At 67.1% G+C, this 21,220-nt stretch carries 16 protein-coding genes; 9 read left to right on the top strand and 7 right to left on the bottom strand.

Translation table 11 applies throughout. The features are described from left to right. Positions 1–157: 157 nt before the first annotated feature. Together C9E82_RS15385 and C9E82_RS15380 are read left to right on the top strand one after the other, a co-directional pair. Positions 158–1,660, top strand: a complete 1,503-nt coding sequence (locus C9E82_RS15385; protein WP_183154091.1) for an ABC transporter substrate-binding protein — start codon at positions 158–160, stop codon at positions 1,658–1,660. 122 nt (positions 1,661–1,782) lie between these two features. Further along, entirely contained in the window at positions 1,783–3,078 is a 1,296-nt protein-coding gene (locus C9E82_RS15380) for an NAD(P)/FAD-dependent oxidoreductase (RefSeq protein ID WP_119896644.1), read from the top strand. A gap of 461 nt (positions 3,079–3,539) precedes the next feature. Here the strand turns inward: C9E82_RS15380 and C9E82_RS15375 are convergent, their stop codons facing one another. Both C9E82_RS15375 and C9E82_RS15370 read right to left on the bottom strand, forming a co-directional pair. Further along, positions 3,540–4,988, bottom strand: coding sequence for an NAD-dependent succinate-semialdehyde dehydrogenase (locus tag C9E82_RS15375; protein ID WP_119896662.1), 1,449 nt, complete (start codon positions 4,986–4,988; stop codon positions 3,540–3,542). A gap of 17 nt (positions 4,989–5,005) precedes the next feature. Next, positions 5,006–6,283 carry a 4-aminobutyrate--2-oxoglutarate transaminase gene (locus tag C9E82_RS15370; RefSeq protein ID WP_119896645.1) on the bottom strand — a complete coding sequence of 426 codons (1,278 nt, stop codon included), beginning with the start codon at positions 6,281–6,283 and terminating at the stop codon, positions 5,006–5,008. A 135-nt stretch (positions 6,284–6,418) separates the two neighbouring features. Between C9E82_RS15370 and C9E82_RS15365 the strand changes: the two genes are divergently transcribed. Further along, a complete protein-coding gene (locus C9E82_RS15365) occupies positions 6,419–6,991 on the top strand; it encodes a cupin domain-containing protein (protein WP_119896646.1) in 573 nt (190 codons plus the stop codon). On the opposite strand, the gene C9E82_RS15360 is transcribed toward C9E82_RS15365, so the two are convergent. Both C9E82_RS15360 and C9E82_RS15355 read right to left on the bottom strand, forming a co-directional pair. Then, positions 6,988–7,923, bottom strand: a complete 936-nt coding sequence (locus tag C9E82_RS15360) for a LysR family transcriptional regulator (protein ID WP_119896647.1) — start codon at positions 7,921–7,923, stop codon at positions 6,988–6,990. The genes C9E82_RS15365 and C9E82_RS15360 overlap by 4 nt on opposite strands. Before the next feature lie 125 nt (positions 7,924–8,048). Further along, the gene (locus tag C9E82_RS15355) at positions 8,049–9,506 is read right to left on the bottom strand and encodes an aldehyde dehydrogenase family protein (protein WP_119896648.1); all 1,458 of its coding nucleotides are present in this window, start codon (positions 9,504–9,506) and stop codon (positions 8,049–8,051) included. 208 nt (positions 9,507–9,714) lie between these two features. Here C9E82_RS15355 and speB point away from each other — a divergent pair, with 208 nt between their 5' ends. Further along, positions 9,715–10,662, top strand: a complete 948-nt coding sequence (gene speB / locus C9E82_RS15350; protein WP_119896649.1) for an agmatinase — start codon at positions 9,715–9,717, stop codon at positions 10,660–10,662. A 54-nt stretch (positions 10,663–10,716) separates the two neighbouring features. On the opposite strand, the gene C9E82_RS15345 is transcribed toward speB, so the two are convergent. Beyond that, positions 10,717–11,925, bottom strand: a complete 1,209-nt coding sequence (locus C9E82_RS15345) for an MFS transporter (RefSeq protein WP_183154090.1) — start codon at positions 11,923–11,925, stop codon at positions 10,717–10,719. Positions 11,926–12,099: 174 nt separating this feature from the next. Then, positions 12,100–13,032, bottom strand: a complete 933-nt coding sequence (locus C9E82_RS15340) for a LysR family transcriptional regulator (RefSeq protein ID WP_119896651.1) — start codon at positions 13,030–13,032, stop codon at positions 12,100–12,102. Positions 13,033–13,135: 103 nt separating this feature from the next. Between C9E82_RS15340 and C9E82_RS24540 the strand changes: the two genes are divergently transcribed. Then, positions 13,136–13,495: a cupin domain-containing protein gene (locus tag C9E82_RS24540; RefSeq protein ID WP_170161978.1), complete on the top strand. Its 360-nt coding sequence runs from the start codon at positions 13,136–13,138 to the stop codon at positions 13,493–13,495. A 10-nt stretch (positions 13,496–13,505) separates the two neighbouring features. Next, positions 13,506–14,903 carry an NAD(P)/FAD-dependent oxidoreductase gene (locus tag C9E82_RS15330; protein WP_119896653.1) on the top strand — a complete coding sequence of 466 codons (1,398 nt, stop codon included), beginning with the start codon at positions 13,506–13,508 and terminating at the stop codon, positions 14,901–14,903. A 444-nt stretch (positions 14,904–15,347) separates the two neighbouring features. On the opposite strand, the gene C9E82_RS15325 is transcribed toward C9E82_RS15330, so the two are convergent. Beyond that, the gene (locus tag C9E82_RS15325) at positions 15,348–16,937 is read right to left on the bottom strand and encodes an MFS transporter (protein ID WP_119896654.1); all 1,590 of its coding nucleotides are present in this window, start codon (positions 16,935–16,937) and stop codon (positions 15,348–15,350) included. A gap of 85 nt (positions 16,938–17,022) precedes the next feature. Between C9E82_RS15325 and C9E82_RS15320 the strand changes: the two genes are divergently transcribed. The 3 genes from C9E82_RS15320 to C9E82_RS15310 all read left to right on the top strand — a co-directional run bounded on the left by C9E82_RS15320 (position 17,023) and on the right by C9E82_RS15310 (position 21,206). Continuing rightward, complete coding sequence (locus C9E82_RS15320; protein ID WP_119896655.1) at positions 17,023–17,832, top strand: helix-turn-helix transcriptional regulator; 810 nt, start codon at positions 17,023–17,025, stop codon at positions 17,830–17,832. 991 nt (positions 17,833–18,823) lie between these two features. Further along, positions 18,824–20,668: a phage tail sheath family protein gene (locus C9E82_RS15315; protein ID WP_205962119.1), complete on the top strand. Its 1,845-nt coding sequence runs from the start codon at positions 18,824–18,826 to the stop codon at positions 20,666–20,668. A gap of 10 nt (positions 20,669–20,678) precedes the next feature. Beyond that, positions 20,679–21,206 carry a phage tail protein gene (locus C9E82_RS15310; protein ID WP_119896657.1) on the top strand — a complete coding sequence of 176 codons (528 nt, stop codon included), beginning with the start codon at positions 20,679–20,681 and terminating at the stop codon, positions 21,204–21,206. Positions 21,207–21,220: the final 14 nt, after the last annotated feature.

The raw sequence follows: 21,220 nt of genomic DNA, 5'->3' as shown, positions 1-21,220 counted from the left end.
ATCACGGGGCTCGGGTCTAGCGTTCAGGTCAGTCACAAAAACGCGCCCCCGTCAATGACGACGCCCGAGAAGCGGCCGGGGACTGCAACAGGGAGAAAGATCCATGACGACCTCGTGTACCCGACGTTCCTTGCTGCTTGCGGCGGGCGCTTTCTCGATGGGTGCCGCCATGGGGCTGCGGCCCCTGCCCTCTTCCGCGCAGCAAACCCCGCGAAGGGGCGGCACGTTTCGTCTGGCCATCCCGGATTTCGATTCGGCCGATACCCTCGACCCGCAGCTGAACGAGACGCGCTTCATGATGGCGCTGCAGTATCAGCTGCGGAACTGCCTGATCGAGGTCGGTCCGCGTGGCGAGCTGGTGCCCGAACTGGCCACCGAATGGGATACGAATGCGGACCTGACGGAATGGACCTTCAAGCTGCGTCAGGGCGTCGAGTTCCATAATGCCAAAACCATGACGGCCGAGGATGTCGTCTTCTCGCTGAACCTGCATCGCGGGCCGAATACCATTTCCGAGATCAAATCGCTGATGGCGATCGTCACCGACATCACGGCGACGACTGCGGATGAGGTCAGGGTGACGCTGGCGGCGCCGAATGCGGGTTTCGCCTCGCTGATGTCGCTGTCCAACCTGCTGATCGTGCCGGCGGACGACAGGGAGTTCGGCAAGGGCATCGGCACCGGCGGCTATACGCTGGAAAGCTATGAGCCCGGCATCGGCAGCCGGACGGTCCGCTTCCCGAACTACTGGAAGGAGGGCCGCGCCCATTTCGACGAGGCCGAGACCCGCTGCATCGCGGATGTGAACGCGCGGACGACCGCGCTTCAGACCGGGCAGATCGATGCGATGGGCGGCGTGGATACCGCCACGGCGATGCTGCTGAGTGCGATGCCCGGCATCAACCTGCTGCAGACCAAGGGCAAGCAGCACTATGCCTTCAGCGTGGACTGCAAGGATCCGCGCTTTGCCGATACGAATGTGCGCATGGCGCTGAAACTTGCCATCGACCGGCAGGAAATGCTGGACAAGATCCTGTCGGGCTATGGTTCGATCGCGAACGACCAGCCGCTTTCCGACGCCTATCCCTTCCACCATCCCGAATTGCCGCAACACGCCTATGACCCGGACCAGGCCCGCGCCTTGCTCAGGAAGGCCGGCGCCGAAGGGCTGGTCATCCCGCTGCATGTGGCCGAAACGCCGTTCTCCGGCGCGACGGACATGGCCCAGCTTTATGCCGAGCAGGCAAGCCAGGCCGGCATCACCGTCGAGATCAGGCGCGAACCCGACGACGGCTACTGGTCGAATGTCTGGGGCAAGCGGCCGATGTTCGCGACGAACTGGACCGGCCGGATCAGCGAGGACGTGATGCTGACGCTTGCCTATTCCCGTGAAAGCATCGGCAGCTGGAACGAAACCAACTGGGACAACGACGCCTTCAACACCGCGCTGACCGCCGCGCGCGGCGAGAAGGACGAGCAGAAGCGCAAGGAGCTTTACTGGGAATGCCAGTCGCTCATCGCCGAGGATGGCGGCATGATCGCACCCCTCTGGGCAGATTTCCTGGATGCCGTCTCTGACAAGATCGGGCATGGCGAACTGGCCCGCGATTGGGAACTGGACGGCGTGCGTGCCGCGGAACGGTGGTGGTTCACGGCCTGAGGCAGGCACCCCTTCCGCGCCATTCGTCCCCTGCGGAATTCGGCGGTGCCCGGACGCCACCGGGTGCCCGCTTCGATCCGGCCCCCCAGCGGGCGGAAACCCGCAGCCCCATGGAGCAAGACATGAAACATGCAATCATCATCGGCGCCGGCGTGATCGGCTGCGCAACCGCCTACGAGATGGCGAAGGCCGGCTGGGCGGTCACGGTCGTCGACAAGGCGCCGGAGGCCGGCTACGGCTCGACCTCGCATTCCTCGGCGGTGATCCGGCTCAACTATTCCGTCTATGAATCCTGTGCCCTCGCCTATGAGGGATGGACCTATTGGACGAACTGGAAGGATTACGTCAACCTGCCGGAATCCTGCCCCCTGGCGGTCTACAAGGAAACCGGATCGCTGGTCATCACCAACCGCGACAGTCCCGATCTGGCGAACATCACCACGATCATGGACCGGCTTGGCTGCCGCTATGACCGTCTTGCGGCGGATCAGATCGGACGCTACCTGCCCGGTGCCGACCTGCATGGCTATGCCCCGGCTCGGCGGCTGGAAGACGAGGATTTCGGCGAGCCGACCGGCGAACGGATCGCCGGTGCGGTCTTCTTTCACCAGGCAGGCTATGTCAACGATCCCAAGCTGGCCGCACAGAACCTGCAATGGGCGGCCGAGGCGCATGGCGCAAGCTTTCGTTTCCGCGCCTGCGTCGCCGGGATCGAGATCGCCGGCGGCCGGGCCTGCGGCGTGCGCCTGGCGGATGGCCAGGTGATCCGCGCCGATGTCGTGGTCAATGTCGGCGGGCCGTGGTCGTCGGGGCTGAACCGCATGGCCGGGGTGACCGGGGACATGACCATCCGCACCCGCGCCAACCGCCAGGAGGTCGCCTATATCCCCGGCCCGGTGAACATGGATTTCCGCAAGGAGGGGATCGTGGTCGCCGATCTGGATGCCGAGGTCTACATGCGCCCCGACCCGGTCGGGATCTGCATCGGCTCGACCGATCCGCAATGCGATCCGCATGAATGGGTGGACGACCCGGATGAGCTCGACACCCGTTTCACCGACCAGTGGACGACCATCGTCATGCGCGCGGCGCAGCGACTGCCCGAGCTGCGCATTCCCGGCCAGGCCAGCGGCGTGGTCGCCATGTATGACACCTCGGACGACTGGCTGCCGATCTATGACAAGACCGGCCTGCCCGGTTTCTACATGGCTTGCGGCACCTCGGGGAACCAGTTCAAGAATGCGCCGGTCGTGGGCAAGATCATGACCCATCTGATCGCCGCATGCGAAGCCGGCCACGATCACGACATGTCGCCCCTGCGCTTCCAGCTGGAGCATATCGGGCACGAGATCGATCTGTCGGCCTATGGCCGGCGCCGGGTCATCAACGACCGTTCGAGCTTTTCGGTCATGGGCTGAGCATCGCTTGCATCCCGGATCCGGGATGCGCGGCCTTGAATGCAGATGGCGCCCGCAGCCGTCCCGGACGACCCGGATGCCGTTCCGGCCCATCGTGCAGGCCGACGTGCCGAGGCGCTGCCCAGCCAAAGCGGGCTTGAGGCGCCGGCGGCATCACGGGCCGCTGCCTCGTCCAATGTTCGGATCTGGATCGTGATCGCGGCGCAGGATCCCGCGCGCATGGATGGGATGCGACCCGGCTGGACGGCAGTTTCGGGAAATGCCCCGGCGTGGCATGAGACGGGGCCCATGAAGGTCATGGGCCCACTTCGTCGTCCTGCGTAAGGCTGCAGCGCGGCAGCGTTGATATCAGTATCCGGACCCAGTCTCACCTTCGGAAGCCAAGCCCATCTCATCAGGCGAACTGCCTTTGGGATGAGCCTCGGAGAGACCGAGGATCACCCGACTGGACAGCTCCCCTTTCAAACCGACAGGCAGATGTATTTGATGTCGAGGTAATCCTCGATGCCGTAGCGGCTGCCCTCGCGGCCGAGACCGGATTGCTTGACGCCGCCGAAGGGCGCCACCTCGGTCGAGATCAGGCCGGTGTTCACGCCCACCATGCCGACCTCCAGCGCCTCGGCCACGCGCCAGACGCGCGACAGGTCGCGGGCGTAGAAATAGCCCGCCAGCCCGAATTCGCTGGCATTGGCCAGCGCCACCGCCTCGGCCTCGGTCTCGAAGCGCCAGACCGGGGCGACGGGGCCGAAGGTCTCCTCGCGCGCGATCTTCATCGAGGGCGTCATGCCCGACAGCACGGTCGGCTGGAAGAAGCTGCCGCCAAGCGCATGGCGCGCGCCGCCGGTGGCGACGGTCGCGCCCTGGGCGCGGGCATCGGCGATGTGATCCTCGACCTTGGCCAGGGCCGCGTCGTTGATGAGCGGGCCGATCGCGACACCGTCGACTTGCCCGTCGCCGACCGCCAGCGCCGCGACCCGCGCCGCAAGCCTTTCGACGAAGGCATCATGGACGCCGGCCTGCACGTAGATGCGGTTGGCGCAGACGCAGGTCTGGCCGGCATTGCGGAACTTGGCGGCCATGGCGCCCTCGACCGCGGCATCCAGATCGGCATCGTCGAAGACGATGAACGGCGCGTTGCCACCCAGCTCCAGCGACAGTTTCTTGATCGTCTCCGCCCCCTGCCGCATCAGGATCTTGCCCACCCGGGTCGAGCCGGTGAAGCTGATCTTCGCGACCCTGGGATTGGCGCAAAGCTCGGCCCCCATGCCGGCGGCATCCAGGCCGGGCACGATGTTCAGGACCCCCGCCGGGATGCCCGCGCGCTCGGCCAGCACCCCAAGCGCCAGCGCCGAGAGCGGCGTCAGTTCCGAGGGCCGGGCGACCATGGCGCAGCCCGCGGCCAGCGCCGGGGCGATCTTGCGCGCCAGCATGGCGTTGGGGAAGTTCCAGGGCGTGATCGCGCCGACGACGCCCACCGGCTGCTTCAGCACGATGATGCGCTTGTCGGGCATGTGGCCGGGAATGGTGTCGCCATAGACGCGCTTGGCCTCCTCGGCGAACCATTCGACATAGGACGCGCCATAGGCGATCTCGCCCCGCGCCTCGGCCAGCGGCTTGCCCATCTCGGCGGTCAGGATGCGGGCCAGATCCTCCTGGTTGGCCAGGATCAGGTCATGCCAGCGGCGCAGGATCGCGGCCCGGTCCTTGCCGGTGCGCGCGGCCCAGGGCTTCTGCGCGGCATGGGCGGCGTCGATGGCGGCGCGGATCTCGGCGGCGCCCATGTCGGCGACCTCGGCCAGCTGCGCCCCGGTGGCCGGGTTCGTCACGCCGAAAACCGTCTCGCCCTTGAAGCGCGAACCGTTGATGAAGGCGCTGCCGGTCAGCAAAGAGGGATCGGTCAGTTCGAGCATCTGCCTGTTCTCCAGCATCACGCAGCCCTCGCGGCAGCGATCGATGCCTCGATGATGTCCAGCGCCTCGGTGAAATGCGCCTCGTCGATGGTCAGCGGCGCCAGGAAGCGGATGACGTTGCCATAGGTGCCGCAGGTCAGCAGGATCAGCCTGCGCTCCAGCGCCTCGGTGCGGATGCGGTTCACCAGGTCGGGGTTCGGCACCCTGCCGTCGGCGGCGGTGAACTCGGCCGCGACCATGAAGCCCGGCCCGCGCACCTCGGCCAGTTCCGGGGTGGTGGCGCGGATCGCCTCGAGCCGCTGGCGCAGGCGCGAGCCGAGCCGGTTGGCGCGGGCGCAGAGGTCCTCCTCCTCGATCACGTCCAGCACCGCATGGGCGGCGGCGATGCCCAACGGGTTGCCGCCATAGGTGCCGCCCAGACCGCCGGGATTGGCCGCATCCATGATCTCGGCCCGGCCGGTGACGGCGGCCAGCGGCAGTCCGCCGGCCAGGCCCTTGGCCATGGTCGTGATATCCGCCGCAATACCGTGCTGTTCCATGGCGAACAGCGTGCCGGTGCGGGCAAAGCCGGTCTGCACCTCATCGGCGATCATGACGATGCCGTGCCGGTCGCAAAGCGTGCGGATGGCGCGAACGAAATCGGTCGGCGCGGGGTTGAAGCCGCCCTCGCCCTGCACCGGCTCGAAGATGATCGCGGCGACGCGGGCGGGGTCCAGATCGGCCTTGAACAGCTTCTCGATGCCGGCCATGGCGTCCTCGGTCGTGGCGCCGTGCAGGGCGACCGGGAAGGGCACATGGAAGACATCGGGCATCATGGCGCCGAACCCGGCCTTGTAGGGCTGGACCTTGCCGGTCAGCGACATGCCCATGAAGGTGCGGCCGTGAAAGCCGCCGCCGAAGGCGATGACCGCGTTCCGCCCGGTATGGGCGCGGGCGATCTTGACCGCGTTCTCCACGGCCTCGGCGCCGGTGGTGACGAAGACGGTGCGCTTGTCGAAATCGCCCGGAACCGCCGCGTTCAGCCGCTCGGCCAGGCGCAGGTAGTTCTCATAGGGCAGGACCTGGTGGCAGGTATGGGTAAAGGCCTCGGCCTGGGTCCTGACGGCCTCGATGACGCGGGGATGGCAATGGCCGGTATTGACCACCGCGATACCGGCGGCGAAATCGATGTAGCGGGTGCCCTCGACATCCCAGACCTCGGCATTGCGGGCACGGGCGGCATAGACCTGGGTCTGCATCCCCACGCCCCGGGCGATGGTCAACTGGCGCAGTTCGGCAAGTTCGGTGTTCAGCATGGGGAAATCTCCTGTGGTCCGGGATGGGTCCGGCTGTCCCCGCATCTGCACTGTTCAAGATCGCTTGGATAGTCTAATTCTTGCCATTTTTAACCCTTTGAAAATCATGATTGGCATGGAGAATCGTTTACGATCATGAACAAGGAAAACAGCGAGCCGGGCGATCTGAGGCTGGGCGCGCGGCTGCGAATCCTGCGCGAGCGCGCCGGCCTGTCGCAGCGCGCGCTGGCCAGGCGCGCCAATGTCACCAACGCCACGATCTCGCTGGTCGAGGCGGAGAAGATGAATCCCTCGGTCGGCGCGCTGCGGCGCATCCTCGACGGCATCCCGGTCAGCCTGTCCGAGTTCTTCGCCTTCGAGCCCGAGCCCGAGCAGGTCATCTTCTACCAGGCCGACGAGCTGCCCGAGCTGGGCAAGGGCAAGCTGTCGCTGCGCCGGGTCGGCCACAGCCAGTTCGGCCGCGCCATGACCATCCTGCACGAACGATACGAGCCCGGCGCCGATACCGGCCGGGTGATGTATCAGCACGAGGGCGAAGAGGGCGGCGTGGTGATCTCGGGCCGGATCGAGATCACCGTGGGCGAGGAACGCCGCATCCTCGGGCCGGGCGACGCCTATTACTTCGACAGCCGCAGGCGCCACCGCTTCCGGCAGGTCGGGACCGAGCCCTGCGTCATCGTCTCGGCCTGCACGCCGCCGACCTTCTAGCGCCGCATCAGATCGCGGCTGGTCTGCTGCAACGCCTCGATGAAGCAGCGGATGGCCGCGCGATCCTGCCAGTCCTGCCGCGCGGCGATCTGGAAATGCGCCGCATAGGACAGCAGGTCCGGGCGCAATGGCCGCAGGCGCCCGGCGAATTGCGCCGCGAAATGCGCCGGCAGGTGCCCCAGATAGGCGCCCGACAGGATCAGATGCGCCTCGGCCTCGATATTGGCGACGGTGGCATGGGGCGCGGCGATGGCAAAGATGCGGATGTCGCGCGCCGCCCAGTAGCTGCGGGCGATGATGCGGTGTTCGCGCACCGTGTCGATGCCTATATCGTGGTCCGGCACATTGAAAAGCGGATGGCCCTGCGCGCAATACAGGTGGTGGGGTTCGTCATGCAGGTCCAGGTAGTCCAGTCCCAGCACCGCGCGCGGGAAGCTGCCGACGGCCAGGTCGATCTTCTGACCGATGACCTCGCGCAGCAGTTCCCCCGGCGGCAGCGTGATCACCTCGAGATGGACCGAGGGCGCGCGCTCGGCAAACAGCGCCACGGCGCCAGCCACCGGGCAAAGCGGGTCGGTGATGATGGTGTCCACGATCCCCAGCGTCAGGTTGCGCGGCAGTTGCGAACTGAGCCCCGCGATGCGGGTGGAAAACTGTTCCATGGTCGCGACCAGCCGCTGAGCTTCCTTGTAGAAGTCCTCGCCCGCCGGCGTCAGGGAAAAGCCGCCGCGCCCGCGCTTGCACAGCTTGAGCCCGAAGCGCGCCTCCAGCGCGGCGATCTTTTCGGAGATGCTCGACAGCGCCAGGTTCAGGTCGGACTGCGCGGCGGACAGCCCGCCCGCCTCGACCACGCGCAGGAAGATGCGGATCAGCCGCAGATCGGCCGTCTCGACCGGGACCGCAGCCCGAGGCTTGCCGCGGGCCTCCGGCATTCGGGCCTTGGCTGGGGATGGCGGCGCATGGCTCACGCGGTCGGATCCTTCGGTCGATGCCTTGGCAGCATCGCCCCAGGGGCGCGCGGTTTCAAGCGGCTTCGCGGGCGATGCACCCGGCGCGGTCAGTTCGCGGCCGCGGTCGTCACATGCTTGACGCCGCAGCAGGCGGCCAGCCCCCAGGGACCCAGCTCGCGGCCGATCCCGCTTTGTCGGAAACCGCCCCAGGCGGTGCCGGGCGGAATGATCTGCGCATTGTTGATCCAGACATGGCCGGCGTCGATGCGGTTGGCGACGTTCTGCGCATCCTGGCCGCCGACCACGGTCGCCGCCAGGCCGAAGTCGCTGTCATTGGCCAGCGCCAGCGCCTCGTCCAGGCCGGCGGCGCGGCGGATCGCCAGCACCGGCCCGAAGATTTCCTCGCGCCAGACCGGGTGATCGGTCTGCACGTCCAGATAGATCGTCGGCTCGACGAAAAACCCAGGCCCGGCGGCAGCGGCGCCCCCGGCCAGGCAATCCAGCCCGTCACGGCGGGCCGTCAGCAGGTAGCCAAGCACCTTGTCGCGCTGCGCGGCCGTCGTCAGCGGCCCCATCACGGCGTCGGGATCATCGGGCCCCGCCACCACCATGTCGGCCACGTGCCGGCGCAGCCCGTCGATCACCGCGTCGGCGATCCCGGCATCGACGATCAGGCGCGAAGTGGCCGAGCACATCTGCCCGGCGTTGAAGAAGATCCCTGCCGCCGCGATCTCGACCGCCTGGGCCACATCGGCATCCTTAAGGATCACGATCGGCGACTTGCCCCCCAGTTCCAGCGCGACCGGCGTGCAGCGTTCCGCCGCCGCCGCCATCACCCGCCGGCCAGTGGCATTGGCGCCGGTGAAGCTGATCTTGCGAAAGGTCGGATCGGCACAAAGCGCCGCGCCCACGGGCCCGGCGCCCGGCAGGATGTTCAGGACACCCGCCGGCAGGCCGATTTCGGCGGCGATGTCGGCATAGACCAATTCCGCCGGCGTCGTGACCTCGGACGGCTTCAGCACCGCCGTGCAACCGGCGGCCAATGCCGGTGCCAGCTTCCACGCCGTCGTCACCAGCGGGAAGTTCCAGGGCACGATCAGCGCCATCGGTCCCAGGGCCTCGAACCGGGTGCGCCCGGAAAGCCCGTCCGGCATCTCGACCGCACCGTCCTGGCGGGCGTCGAAGGCTTCGGCCAGCCCGGCGTAATAGTCGAAGGTCGCGGCGGCATCGTCCAGGTCGATCTGCGCCTCGAACCGGGGCTTGCCGTTGTTCAGCATCTGCAGCGCCACCAGCGCGTCGGCGCGCCGGCGCAGGCCGGCCGCGAAGCCGCGCAGGAACCCCGCCCGCAGCGTCGAGGCCTGCCTGCGCCAGCCGTCGAAGGCCCGCGCGGCGGCGGCGGCGGCCGGGGCGACGTCCTGCGGCCGGGCGCCGGCCAGCCGCACCAGTTCCTGCCCGGTGCCGGGATCGATCGAGCCGATGGCCTCGCCCTGGCCCGTTTGCCAATCCCCGTCGATGAACAGCCAGGCGGGGCGGTTCAGCAGGTCGGCGCAGCTTTCATTCGGCATCACAATAGCCCTCCAGGGATTTCGGCGGGCAGTCTGCCGGTGGCGGTGCTGCGGAAACATCACGAAAAAACGCCATTCGCTTCGGTATATTCCGAAGTGTCCGCGCGATAGTTACGTCGGCTTATACCGAAGCCAGCTTCGCTCAACCCTGATTTTCTCGAACTTTCCGGGATGGCAGCCTGCACGCATCTGAAAACGGAGTTCCCGAATGACCCAGTTCAACCAGCCGCTCGGCGGCAATGCCATGCCGCGCTTCGGCGGCCCCGCCACCATGATGCGCCTGCCGGCGCAGGACAGCGCGGCGGGGCTTGACGCCTGCTTCCTCGGCATCCCGATGGATATCGGCGCCTCGAACCGGCCGGGCACGCGGCTGGGGCCGCGCCAGATCAGGGACGAAAGCCGCATGATCCGGCCCTACAACATGGCGACGGGCGCCGCGCCCTTCGACAGCCTGCAGGTGGCCGATGTCGGCGACGTGCCGATCAACACCTTCGACCTGAAGAAATCGGTCGCCATCATCGAGACGCATTACAACGAACTTCTCGCCCATGGCGTCGTGCCCCTTACACTGGGCGGCGACCACACGCTGACCTGGCCGATCCTGCGCGCCATGCGCGAACGCCACGGGCCGGTCGCGCTGATCCATGTCGATGCCCATTCCGACACGAACGAGCACATGTTCGGCGAACGCGAGGCGCATGGCTGCCCGTTCCGGCGCGCGTGGGAGGACGGCTGCCTGATCGACGACAAGGTCTTCCAGATCGGGCTGCGCGGTTCGGGCTACACGGCCGAGGATTTCGACTGGGGCCGCGACAGGGGCTGGACCGTGGTGCCGGCCGAGGACTGCTGGCACCAAAGCCTCGCGCCGCTGATGGCCCGGATCCGGGACCGGATCGGCGATGCGCCGGTCTACCTGTCCTACGACATCGACAGCCTGGACCCGGCCTTCGCCCCCGGCACCGGTACGGTCGAGGTCGGCGGGCTGACCACGATCCAGGGGCTGGAGATCATCCGCGGCTGCGCCGGCCTGAACCTGGTCGGCTGCGACCTGGTCGAGGTCTCGCCCCCCTATGATCCGGCGGGCAATACCGCGGTGATCGCCGCGAATTTCCTGTTCGAGATGCTTTGCGCCCTGCCCGGCGTCAAGCGCCGCTGACCGCGCGCCGATTGCAGGCGACCCGGACGGCCGGGTCGCCGCTTTCCCGCGCCCTCAATGCCCGAGCCGCCGGCGCCGGATGATCAGGATGGCGATCATGGGCACCAGCGCCAGCACCGTCATCCACATCGAGATGTTCATGGCGCTGACGTAATCCCCGTCCCCGCCCAGCACATAAGCTGCGATCGAGGGACCAGCGGCGGTGCCGATCAGGTTGGTGAACTGGCCAAAGGCCACCACCGTGCCGGAATGGTCCAGGTCGGACTGGATGCTGAGGAAATAGGGGAAGACGACCGCCCAGGCGATGGTGAAGATCATCGTGCCCAGCAGGAAGCCCGCCCCGCTCTGGAAGGTGACGAGGATCCAGATCGACAGCAGCTGCGCCAGGATGCCGACGATCAGCGGGATGAAATGGCCCAGCCGGTTGCCCAGCCAGATCACCCCCAGCGCCGCGACACCCGCAATGACATTGGCCAGGGCGATGATGTTGCTGATCTGCGTCACGTCCAGGCCGGAAAGCCGCCCGATCCCCTCGGAATAGGCCCAGATCGCGCCGTTCGAGGCACCGTAGATCATGAAGCCGATGGTGGACAGCGCGGCGGGCAGGTGCAGCAGCAGCGCCCATTCCATCTGGTCGGGATGCGGCTCCTGGTCGGCGGCCAGCAGCTCGGCGCGCAGCCGGAAGGCGCCGACCACCGGGGCAAGCCCCAGCGCCGCGACGATCAGGGCCATCTGGCAAAGCAGCAGGACGTCGAACCCCCAGCCCCCCTCCAGCAGGCTGGGCAGGAACCAGGCGCCGAGGCCGGGATAGACGAACTGGAAGCAGGTGAAGATGGCGAATGCACGTTCCGAACGCTGCGTGCGCGCCAGGGCCGCCGACACCGCCGCCTGCGCCAGCCCGCCGCCGAAACCGGCCAGGAAGGTCAGCAGGAAAAAGCTGGTCAGATCCTGCAAGACCAGGCTCATCGCGCTGAAGAACAGCATCAGCGCCATGCCGACGACCGACACCCGCCCCATCGACCAGTGCTTGGTCCGCAGCGACACCAGCACCGTGGCCATCGCCAGCCCCAGCAGTGCCGCCGAGGAAATGCGCCCGGCCGTATCCGGGCCGAAGCCCAGCTTCACGTCATAGGCATAGACCAGCACCGGCAAGAGCATCAGCGGCGACAGCGCGACCGAGCCCACGAAGCCGGCCAGCGTCTGCGCCGCCCAGCCATCCGGGTCCAGCCCCACCAAGCCCACCGTCCGTTGCGGCGCCGCCACGCGGTGGCCAAAGATTCCATCCAGCCGCCGGATCATTGCCGCACCTGCCGCCGCTGGCCCTGGCACAGTCCCGCACCCCACGGCATGGAGATGCCGCCTCCCCGTCGCGTGATTGTCATTGCTGCTTCCCGTTGATGTGCTTTGCCGGGAAGGGTATCCAACGGGATACCGGCCTTATATATCCGGCGCAGAACGCTCGGATTGATGGCGGCAAATGTCCTGGTGCTGGCGCAGCAGCTCGTCGCGAACATGGGCGATGGTGCGCGACAGGCTGCCGGTGCGGGTGGCAAGCTCGATTTCCGCGACATAGTCGTCATCAGTCACGGGCAGTTGGCGCAGCCGTCCCGCCGCGACCATGGCCTCGGCCGCATGGACGGGCAGCAGCCCGACATAGGCCCCGGACAGGATCATCAGCATCTGCGCCTCGATGTCATAGACGATGCGGTCGGAATCGATGCGCTGAAAGCTGCGCTGCCGCCGCCCGCCCCAGTAGCCGCGATGCACCCAGGGCTGCGCATAGGCCAGATCCCGCGTGATCGCGGCCTCCGGCATGCCGGCCAGCACATTGCCCGCCCCGCAATAGAGCCGGTGTTCTTCGTGATACAGCAGGTGATAGGACAGCACGCCCAGCCGGCTGTCAAAGCCGCCGATGCCGATGTCCAGCTCGTTTTCCGCCAGCGCGGCGCTGATGTCGCCGGGACGCATGATCTTCAGGTCGACCTCGACCATCGGCGTGTTCCCGGCGATCGCGGCCAGGGCCTCGGGCAGGCGGCAATGGATGTCGCTGGCGACGCAATCGACGATGCCGATGCGCACCTTGCCCACCATGACGCCGCGCAACTGGCTGAGGCGGCGCGACTGCTGGTCCAGCCCCGCCAGCACCTCCAGCGCGATCTGATGCACCACGCGGCCCTTTTCTGTCAGGGCAAATCCGCGCCTGCCGCGTTCGCACAGCTTGACGCCCAGGCGCTGTTCCAGCGCGGTCAGGTGGTTCGAGATGGTGGGCTGGCTCAGCGACAGCTCGACCTGCGCCGCGGACAGGCCGTTATTGCGCACGACGCTGTCGAAGACGCGAAACAGGTGCAGGTCGGAGCCCGATATGTTCATGCCCTCATTTATTCTCCTAAATGTTTCGATTGGCAAATCGGCATTTCAGCCCTGCGGCCCTGCCTCTAGATCGCTTCGACACGCTCAAGAAACGCGAGGCATCATGTCCAAGATCATCCGAATCGACCGCAACGGCCTGTCCGGCGCAGCCTTGACGCCATGCTCGGCCGTCCCGCCCGAGGCCGTCCTGACCGGTGCCGCCCAGGAGACGGGCGCAGTGCACCTGTCGCAGGGCAAGGTCACCGTCGGCACCTGGGAATGCACCCCCTATGCCGAAATCCTGTCCTATCCGACCATGACCGAATACACGACCGTCCTGTCGGGCCGCGTGGCCATCACCGATGCCGACGGCAGCGTGCAAGAGTTCGGCCCCGGCGACAATTACGTCCTTGCCAGCGGGTTCGAAGGCCGGTTCGAGGTGCTGGAAACCCTGCGCAAGATCTATGTGCTGATCGAGGACTGAGGCCGAAGCCATGACCACCTCCCGTGCCGCCACCGCGCTTGCCGACGCCACCTTCTTTCCCTTCTGGCTGGACCGCGCGGACGCACCCGCAGCCTCGGACCCGTTGCAGGGCCGGACGCGGGCCGACCTTCTGGTGGTGGGTGGCGGGTTCACCGGGCTCTGGGCCGCGATCCTGGCCAAGGAATCCGATCCGTCCCGCGACGTGGTGCTGATCGAGGCCGACCGCATCGCGCATGGCGCCTCGGGACGTCCGGGCGGCATCGTGTCGACCTCGGTGATGCACGGCCTTGGCAATGCCGCGCGCATCTTCCCGCGCGACATCCGGGCGCTGGAGGCACTGGGCCACGACAATATGGCGGGCTTCACCGACACGGTCTGGCGCCACGACATCCAGGCCGACCTGGAATGGACCGGAGAGATGACGGTCGCCGTCTCGGACGCGGGCCTGCCCGCCGTGCAAGAGGAATACGAATTGCACCGCGCCCATGGTCATGACGTGGCGCTGCTGGACGGCCCGCAGACACGCGCGCAGTTGGACTCGCCCCTGTTCCGGGGTGCGCTGTGGTCGCGCAAGAACAGCGGCATCGTGCATCCGGCCCGGCTGGCCTGGGGCCTGCGGCGCGCGGCGCTGGCGCTTGGCGTGCGCGTCCATGAGCAAACGCCGATGACAGGGGTCGACGACCGCGGCGACCGCCTGCTGGTGCGGACCCGCGACGGAGCGGTCGAGACGCCGCGCGTCCTTTTTGCGACCAATGCCTTTGCCGCAGGTCACCGCCGCATCCGCAGCCGCGTCGCCATGGTGCGCGACCGCATCCTGACCACCGAACCATTGACGGCTGAACAGAAGGCGGCCGTGGGATGGGCCAACCGCCAGGGCGTCTACGACACCCGCACCCAGCTGAACTACATGCGGCTGACCCCCGATGACCGCATCCTGTTCGGCGGGCGGCTGGGCTATTTCATGAACAGCCCCCGCGACCCGGCGCTGGACCGCACGCCCGAGCCCTATCTGCGGCTCGCGGATGCGTTCTTCGCGACCTTCCCGCAGCTCGAGGGGATCCGCTTTTCCCATGCCTGGAGCGGGCCGATCGCGCTGACCACCCGCATGGCGGTGCATTTTCAGACCTATCACGGGGGCAAGGCGGTCTATGCCGGCGGCTATTCCGGCTTTGGCGTGTCGGCCAGCCGATTCGGCGCGCGGGTGGGCCTGGCCAAGCTGATGGGCCAGCACCTGCCCGAGACAGGCATGGAGTTCGCCGCGACCGAGCCGAACTGGATCCCGCCCGAGCCCTTCCGCAGCATCGGCGCCAAGATCACCATGGCGGCGCTGGACGGCGCCGACAGCAAGGGCGGATGGCGCCTGCCATGGCTGCGGCTGTGCAGCAAGATCGGCTTTCCGCTGTCGTGATCCGCGGAAAACCCGCCTCTTGGCGAGGCCATGCAGGCGTCTCGCTCCATATGCCCATGCAGTGATCGTCCAGTTCCTGGATATCGGCAATGGCGGCGGTATCGACAAGGCATCCCGCCGGAAGGTTCGCTACCTTCCGGCCAGCGTTTTCGCCCGTTCGACGATGGCTTCCTTTGTGATGCCAAACTCCTGGTAGAGCCTGTCGATGGGGGCGGAGTCGCCGAAGCTGTCATCTTATTCGGCATGACCCACCTGAAATTTTTCCTCACTCTGAATGGACCCGCTTCGGCGACCCTCGCTTGCCGGAAATGCTGCGGCAAGTATGAACGACGGGTCTGAGGATGCTGCGCCGCAGCGCCTTGCCGATGCCGACAGGCAACTATGGGCCGGGGATGCCCGCGGGGGATGCCGCGTTTCGTTGCTGCGCCCGCGATGAATGGCCGGCTATTCCCGGTCCAGCGGATCGGATGACCCTGCAAGGGTGCCGACATGGCGCAGCGAGAGGGCGGCGAGGGCCACGAGGGCGGCAACGATGATGGCACTGACCATGGCGGCACCGTGGAAGCCTGCGAGGAACGCGGCCTGCGCTTCCTCGATCAGCCCGCCGGGCAGGTCCGGCGCCACCGCCGATGCGGCCCACAGGCTGTCCGCGACCGCCTCGCGCAGGGTTTCGGGGGTGTCATCCGGCAGGCGCTCCAGCATGGTGCGGCGGTAGATGGCCGTGGCGAAACTGCCCAGCACCGCGATGCCGAGGGACGCGCCGAGATCCTGCACCGTCTCGGACAGGGCCGAGGCCGATCCCGCCTTCTCTGCCGGCGCGGAACCGACGACGAGGTCCGTGCCGAGCGCCGCGATGGTCCCGAGACCGAGATAGGCGAGCGAGAAGCCGGTCACGACCGTGGCAAGACCCGCATGGTCGTTGCCAAGTCGGGCCAGCAACAGATAGCCCACCACCGACAGGCCGAGCGCGCCGGCCACCACGATGCCCGGCCGGACATGCCGGGCGATCAGCGGCGCGCCGATGCCGGCGGCCACCATGGCCAGCGCCGGCGGCCCCATCCACAGGCCGGCGACCAGCGGGGAAAAGCCGGCCACCAGTTGCAGATATTGCGTGACCAGCAGCATGGTGCCGCCCACCGCGACCAGCCCGAAGAGCAGCACGACCAGGGCCGCGGTGAAGGCCCGATTGCGAAACAGCTCCAGGTCGAGCAGCGGATCGGCGAGTTGCCGTTGCCGCCGAACGAAAACGACGGCGAAGACGGCACCCATGACGGCGGCGCCGACGGCCTCCGCACCCAGCCCGTCCTTCGCGATCTGCTTGATGCCGTAGATCACCGGCAGCATCGCGGCGAGCGAGAGCGCGACGCTTGCCAGGTCGATGCGGCCGGCGTTCGGGGCGCGGTATTCGGGCAGCAGCACCGGCGCGAGCAGGAGCAGCAGGCCGACGACGGGCACCGCCAGCAGGAAGGCCGCGCCCCACCAGAAATGCGCCAGCACCACGCCCCCCACCACCGGCCCCATCGCCATTCCAAGCGCGAACATCGTGGCCCAGACCCCGATCGCCAGGGCCCGCTGGCGCGGATCGGCAAAAAGCGTGCTGATCAGCGCCAGGGTCGAAGGCATCAGCGTCGCGCCGGCCACGCCGAGCGCGGCACGGGCCGCGATCAGCATGGCGGCGCTGGTCGAGAAGGCTGCGATCCCCGAGGCCGCGGCGAAGGCGGCCGCACCGAACATCAGCAACTTGCGCCGGCCGATGCGATCACCCAGCGTGCCCATCGTGATGAGGAAGCCCGCGATCATGAAGCCATAGGCATCCATGATCCACAATGCCTGCGTGCTGGTGGGCTGAAGATCGGCCGCCAGGGCCGGAAGCGCCAGATGCAGCAGCGTCAGGTCGAGGCCAAGCAGGACGGTCGGCAGGGCCAGCAGCGCCAGCCCCAGCCATGCGCGGCCCCCGGCCTGCGTGGAGGAGCGGGACGCCGGGCCGGAAACGGGTTCGGCAGGGCAGGATGCGGTTTCGCAATGCGTTGTCATGGTGCCTCCTTGTGGAGAGCAGACATTGGGCGCAGGATAAACCTGTTACAATGTTGGAAATCATCCCGTTACTGGAGGCAACAGCATGTCAGGCAGGACCCTTGAACGCACCCGAGGCGAGCTTTCCGATTTCCTGATGCGGCACAGGGCGAAGCTGCGGCCGGCCGATGTCGGCCTGCCGACCACCGGCGGCCGCCGGACGCCGGGGCTGCGGCGCGAGGAGGTCGCCCAGCTGGCGGGTGTCGGCCTCACCTGGTACACATGGTTCGAACAGGGCCGCGACATCCAGGTCTCGGAAAGCTTCCTGCTGCGGGTGTCGAAAGCCCTGCGGCTGGACGATGCCGAATGCTGCCACCTCTTCCTTCTGGCGCACCGTCGTCCGCCGCCGGCCGAGGCCGGCCAATCGCCCTCGGTTGGCCCGCTGATCCAGCAATTGCTGGACGATCTGGTGGCGCGTCCCGCCTATGTGCTCAACCTGCGCTGGGACGCGGTTGCGTGGAACCGGGGCGCCGACGATCTGTTCGGCCTCTCCGGCCGACAGCAGGGCGATCGCAACATCCTGCGGATGGTCTTCGCGGATCCCGGCATGCGCCACCGCCTGCCGGCATGGCATGAGGATGCGCCGAAACTGGTGGCGCAGTTCCGCTGCGATCTGGCGGCGGCGCCGGACGATCCGGGCATGCTGGGGCTGGTCGATGACCTGAAGGCGGTCTCGCCCGATTTTCGGCGCTGGTTCGAGCAGCCCGGCATGGACAGCTACGCCCGCGGCGTCGGCGCCGTCCTCGACCTGGCCGGTGCCCGGCAGGATTTCACCCATGAAATGCTGGTCGTGGACGAATATCGCCATCTCAGGATGATCGTCTACTTCCAGTCACCACCCACGGAACGCCGCTAGCTGCACAGCATTGGCGGCGACCCCGATTGTGAGACGGGTTTCGCCCAGGCTGCCTCCCACCATTCCGGTTGAAACGGAGTGCCGGTCTCGGCCGTTCACGGTCTGCGATTGGCGGGATCATGTTCAATTGCCATGGACCGATCGAAGCATTTTGCGCGAGTGGAATTATCCTTGCTTGTCGGGGCTTTCGAAATCGGAGTTGGCGTGAAAAAGCCTCGGCAGCGCCTGATTGCCGATCAGGTGCGGAACAGGTCCCCGAAACCGGCCGCGCTCATGAATACCGCCGGGGAGGACGTGCCGACCTGGATGGCCTTCATGGCGGGGCCTGATGGAGCGGACCGAGGAAGACCACGCGCGTCACATCATTTCTCGAAACATCACCCGAGAAAGGCCGCTGGTTCTCCCGACTGACCTGATCTGCAACGGATTCTGCCGCAGGCCGCTTGCCGTCATCCGCGATGTCATCCGTGCCAGCAACGGGCGCCTTCCACCCACGATCTGGCCGGAAGGCCGGCAACCAAGCCGCATCATTCCGAGGTCGGCCGCGGATCGCATTTCGTGCCAATACCCGAGAATCATTCACTGACAGGATTAAAATCCGCAGATCAACCGCTGCGCTTTTACTATTTCTTGACGAATCAATAGAAAATGATAAAATTCTCATGATTTAAACGATCACACCCGAATTGGATATATTTCCAAACATCATTCCTTTCGGGGTGTATTTAAATCCACAGCGAAGCCAGAAACCATCCCGACACGAGGCGCAGGTAACATCTCCTGTCGCCTGCGGCACGATTATGACCATCTGTCTGCACCCGCTCATACCTTCGGAACTGAACGGCAATTTCACGGCGAGGGAAAAATGCCCGTAAATCCGACTTATCCCGGCGTATATCTGCAGGAATTGCCCAGCGGCGCCCGCACGATCGCCGGCTTGCCTACCTCGATCACCGCATTCGTGGGTTGTTTTGTCCGCGGACCGGTCAATGTGCCGGTCCGGGTTTTCAATCCCGGCGATTTCGAGCGGAATTTCGGCGGCCTCGACCGGCAGCGCGAAACCACCTATGGCGTCACCCAGTTCTTCCAGAATGGCGGCGGGCAGGCGTTGATCGTTCGGGTCGCGCCCGGCGGCGTGGCCGCCAGCGTCGAGATGCTGGACGATGCCGCAGGCGTTGCGCTGGTCGCCACGGCCGGCCAGCAGATCGGCGAAGCCTCGGCCGACAATCCCGGACTTTGGGGCAACAACCTGCGGCTGGACGTGGATTATGCCGCCGCCGATCCGGCGACGCAGTTCAACCTGACGGTGACCGAGATCCGCGAGGATGCCGGCCGCGCTCTGGTCGTCCGCAGCGAGACGTTCCGCAACCTGTCGATGGACGAAACCCTGACCAGCCATGCGCCGCCGGTGGTGAATGACGGCTCGGTGCTGATCCAGCTGACGCAGGGCGGCTCGACCGACCGCCCGGCCGTCACCGGGACGCTGGCGGATGCCGGGGCCGACCCCTCGGCCGCGACGGCGGGCGACAGCGCCATCGACATGACCGTGACCATCGGCGGCGCGGCAGTGACCGAGACGCTGGAGATCGCGGGGGCGGACATGCCCGCCAGCCTGCCCGACGCCCGGGCGCTGCTGGAGGGCCTGATCCGCGCCGCCCGCCCGACCGAGCCGATGTGGGCCCAGGCGGCGGTGCAATTGATGGATGGCCGGCTGCGCGTGCTTCTGGGCCGCAACGGCACCGACTACGATCCCGAGGCCGTGGTCAGCTTTGCCGACGACACCGGAGACCTGGCCGCCAACCTGGGGCTGGCGGGCGGCGCTGTCACCGAAAACGTGCAGCAATACCGCCTGGGCAGCCCGAATGCCGCCCTGGCCTTTCGCGGCGCCGCGGTGGCGGGCGTCGACGATACGGGCGCGACGGCCGCGGCGCTGGCCGGCAGCCGCGCCGCCCGCAGCGGCGTCTTCGCGCTGGAGACGGCGGATCTGTTCAATATCCTCTGCATCCCGGAGGCCTCGCTGCTGGACGGGCCGGGGCAGGTGACCAACCTGAACCAGGTCATGTCGGCGGCGATCCCCTATTGCGAGGAACGCTTCGCCTTCCTGCTGATCGACCCGGCCCCCGATGTGGACACGCCCGACGATGCGGCGGGCTGGCTGGACGACATCGCCACGGCCGGGATGCGGCATCGCAACGCCGCCGCCTATTTCCCGCGCCTGCGCATCGCCGATCCGCTGAACGACAACCGCCCGCGCAGCATCGGCCCAAGCGGCGCCATGGCGGGGCTCTACGCCCGCACCGACGGCGATTTCGGGGTCTTCCGCGCACCCGCCGGCATCATCGCCAATCTGCGCGGCGTCCAGGGCGTCGATTACCGCATGACCGACCCGGAAAACGGCCTGCTGAACCCCCTGGGGCTGAACGCGATCCGCATCTTCGACAATATCGGCACGGTCAGCTGGGGCGCGCGGACGCTGGTGGGGGCCGACATGCTGTCGCCCGACTGGCGCTATGTCCCGGTCCGGCGCACCGCGCTGAACATCGAGGCATCGCTGATGCGCGGGCTGCAATTCGCGGTCTTCGCCCCGAATGACGAACCGCTCTGGGCCGAGATCAGGCTTGCGGCCAATGCCTTCATGTCGCGCCTGTTCCGGCAGGGCGCGTTCCAGGGGGCAAGTCCGCGCGATGCGTTCTTCGTCAAATGCGACGCCGAGACCAATCCGCAATCCGACATAGATCTGGGCATCGTCAACGTGCTGGTCGGCTTCGCTCCGCTGAAACCCGCCGAATTCGTGGTGCTGAGCCTGCAACTGATGAACCTGCAAGCCGCGAACTGAGGGAAAAGCCATGCCTCGTTTCACCGTCAACGCCACCCGCTTCGACCCCTACAAGGATTTCCGTTTCCAGGTCTCCATCGACGGGCAGGCCGTCGCGGGACTGTCCAAGGTCTCGGCGCTGAGCCGCACCACCAGCGTGATCGAGTTCCGAGAGGGCGGCGATCCCGCCAGCCCGCGCAAGATGCCCGGACAGACCACCTTTGCCCCCATCACGCTTGAACGCGGCGTCACCCATGACACCACCTTCCTGCGATGGGCGAACAAGGTCTGGAATTTCGGCGCCGGGCCGGGGGCGGAAAGCTCGCTGAAGGATTTCCGCAAGGACATCATCCTGAACCTGTTCAACGAGGCCGGGCAACTGGCCCTGTCCTACAAGATCTATCGCGCCTGGGTAAGCGAGTTCCGCGCCCTGCCCGACCTGGATGCCTCGGGCTCGGGCACGGCGATCCAGTCCATCAAGCTGGAAAACGAGGGCTGGGAGATCGACCTCGATACGCCCGAACCCGCCGAGCCCTCGTTCGACGTCCCGGCCGGGTGACGGCCATGTCGGCG

The sequence above is a fragment of the Paracoccus sigandri genome, from assembly GCF_003709565.1.
GTDB classification, from domain to species: Bacteria; Pseudomonadota; Alphaproteobacteria; order Rhodobacterales; family Rhodobacteraceae; genus Paracoccus; species Paracoccus siganidrum.
Note: the sequence above shows the minus strand (reverse complement) of the source record. Positions and strands in the feature narration are given on the sequence as shown.

Excerpts from the sequence above, each read along its gene's own strand:
- C9E82_RS15380 (WP_119896644.1), top strand. The coding sequence starts at position 1,783 with ATGAAACATGCAATCATCATCGGCGCCGGCGTGATCGGCTGCGCAACC.
- C9E82_RS15365 (WP_119896646.1), top strand. The coding sequence starts at position 6,419 with ATGAACAAGGAAAACAGCGAGCCGGGCGATCTGAGGCTGGGCGCGCGG.
- C9E82_RS15310 (WP_119896657.1), top strand. The coding sequence starts at position 20,679 with ATGCCTCGTTTCACCGTCAACGCCACCCGCTTCGACCCCTACAAGGAT.
- C9E82_RS15320 (WP_119896655.1), top strand. The coding sequence starts at position 17,023 with ATGTCAGGCAGGACCCTTGAACGCACCCGAGGCGAGCTTTCCGATTTC.
- C9E82_RS15360 (WP_119896647.1), bottom strand. The coding sequence starts at position 7,923 with ATGCCGGAGGCCCGCGGCAAGCCTCGGGCTGCGGTCCCGGTCGAGACG.
- C9E82_RS15340 (WP_119896651.1), bottom strand. The coding sequence starts at position 13,032 with ATGAACATATCGGGCTCCGACCTGCACCTGTTTCGCGTCTTCGACAGC.
- C9E82_RS15355 (WP_119896648.1), bottom strand. The coding sequence starts at position 9,506 with ATGCCGAATGAAAGCTGCGCCGACCTGCTGAACCGCCCCGCCTGGCTG.
- C9E82_RS24540 (WP_170161978.1), top strand. The coding sequence starts at position 13,136 with ATGTCCAAGATCATCCGAATCGACCGCAACGGCCTGTCCGGCGCAGCC.
- C9E82_RS15325 (WP_119896654.1), bottom strand. The coding sequence starts at position 16,937 with ATGACAACGCATTGCGAAACCGCATCCTGCCCTGCCGAACCCGTTTCC.
- C9E82_RS15385 (WP_183154091.1), top strand. The coding sequence starts at position 158 with ATGGGTGCCGCCATGGGGCTGCGGCCCCTGCCCTCTTCCGCGCAGCAA.
- C9E82_RS15375 (WP_119896662.1), bottom strand. The coding sequence starts at position 4,988 with ATGCTCGAACTGACCGATCCCTCTTTGCTGACCGGCAGCGCCTTCATC.
- C9E82_RS15370 (WP_119896645.1), bottom strand. The coding sequence starts at position 6,283 with ATGCTGAACACCGAACTTGCCGAACTGCGCCAGTTGACCATCGCCCGG.
- C9E82_RS15330 (WP_119896653.1), top strand. The coding sequence starts at position 13,506 with ATGACCACCTCCCGTGCCGCCACCGCGCTTGCCGACGCCACCTTCTTT.
- speB (WP_119896649.1), top strand. The coding sequence starts at position 9,715 with ATGACCCAGTTCAACCAGCCGCTCGGCGGCAATGCCATGCCGCGCTTC.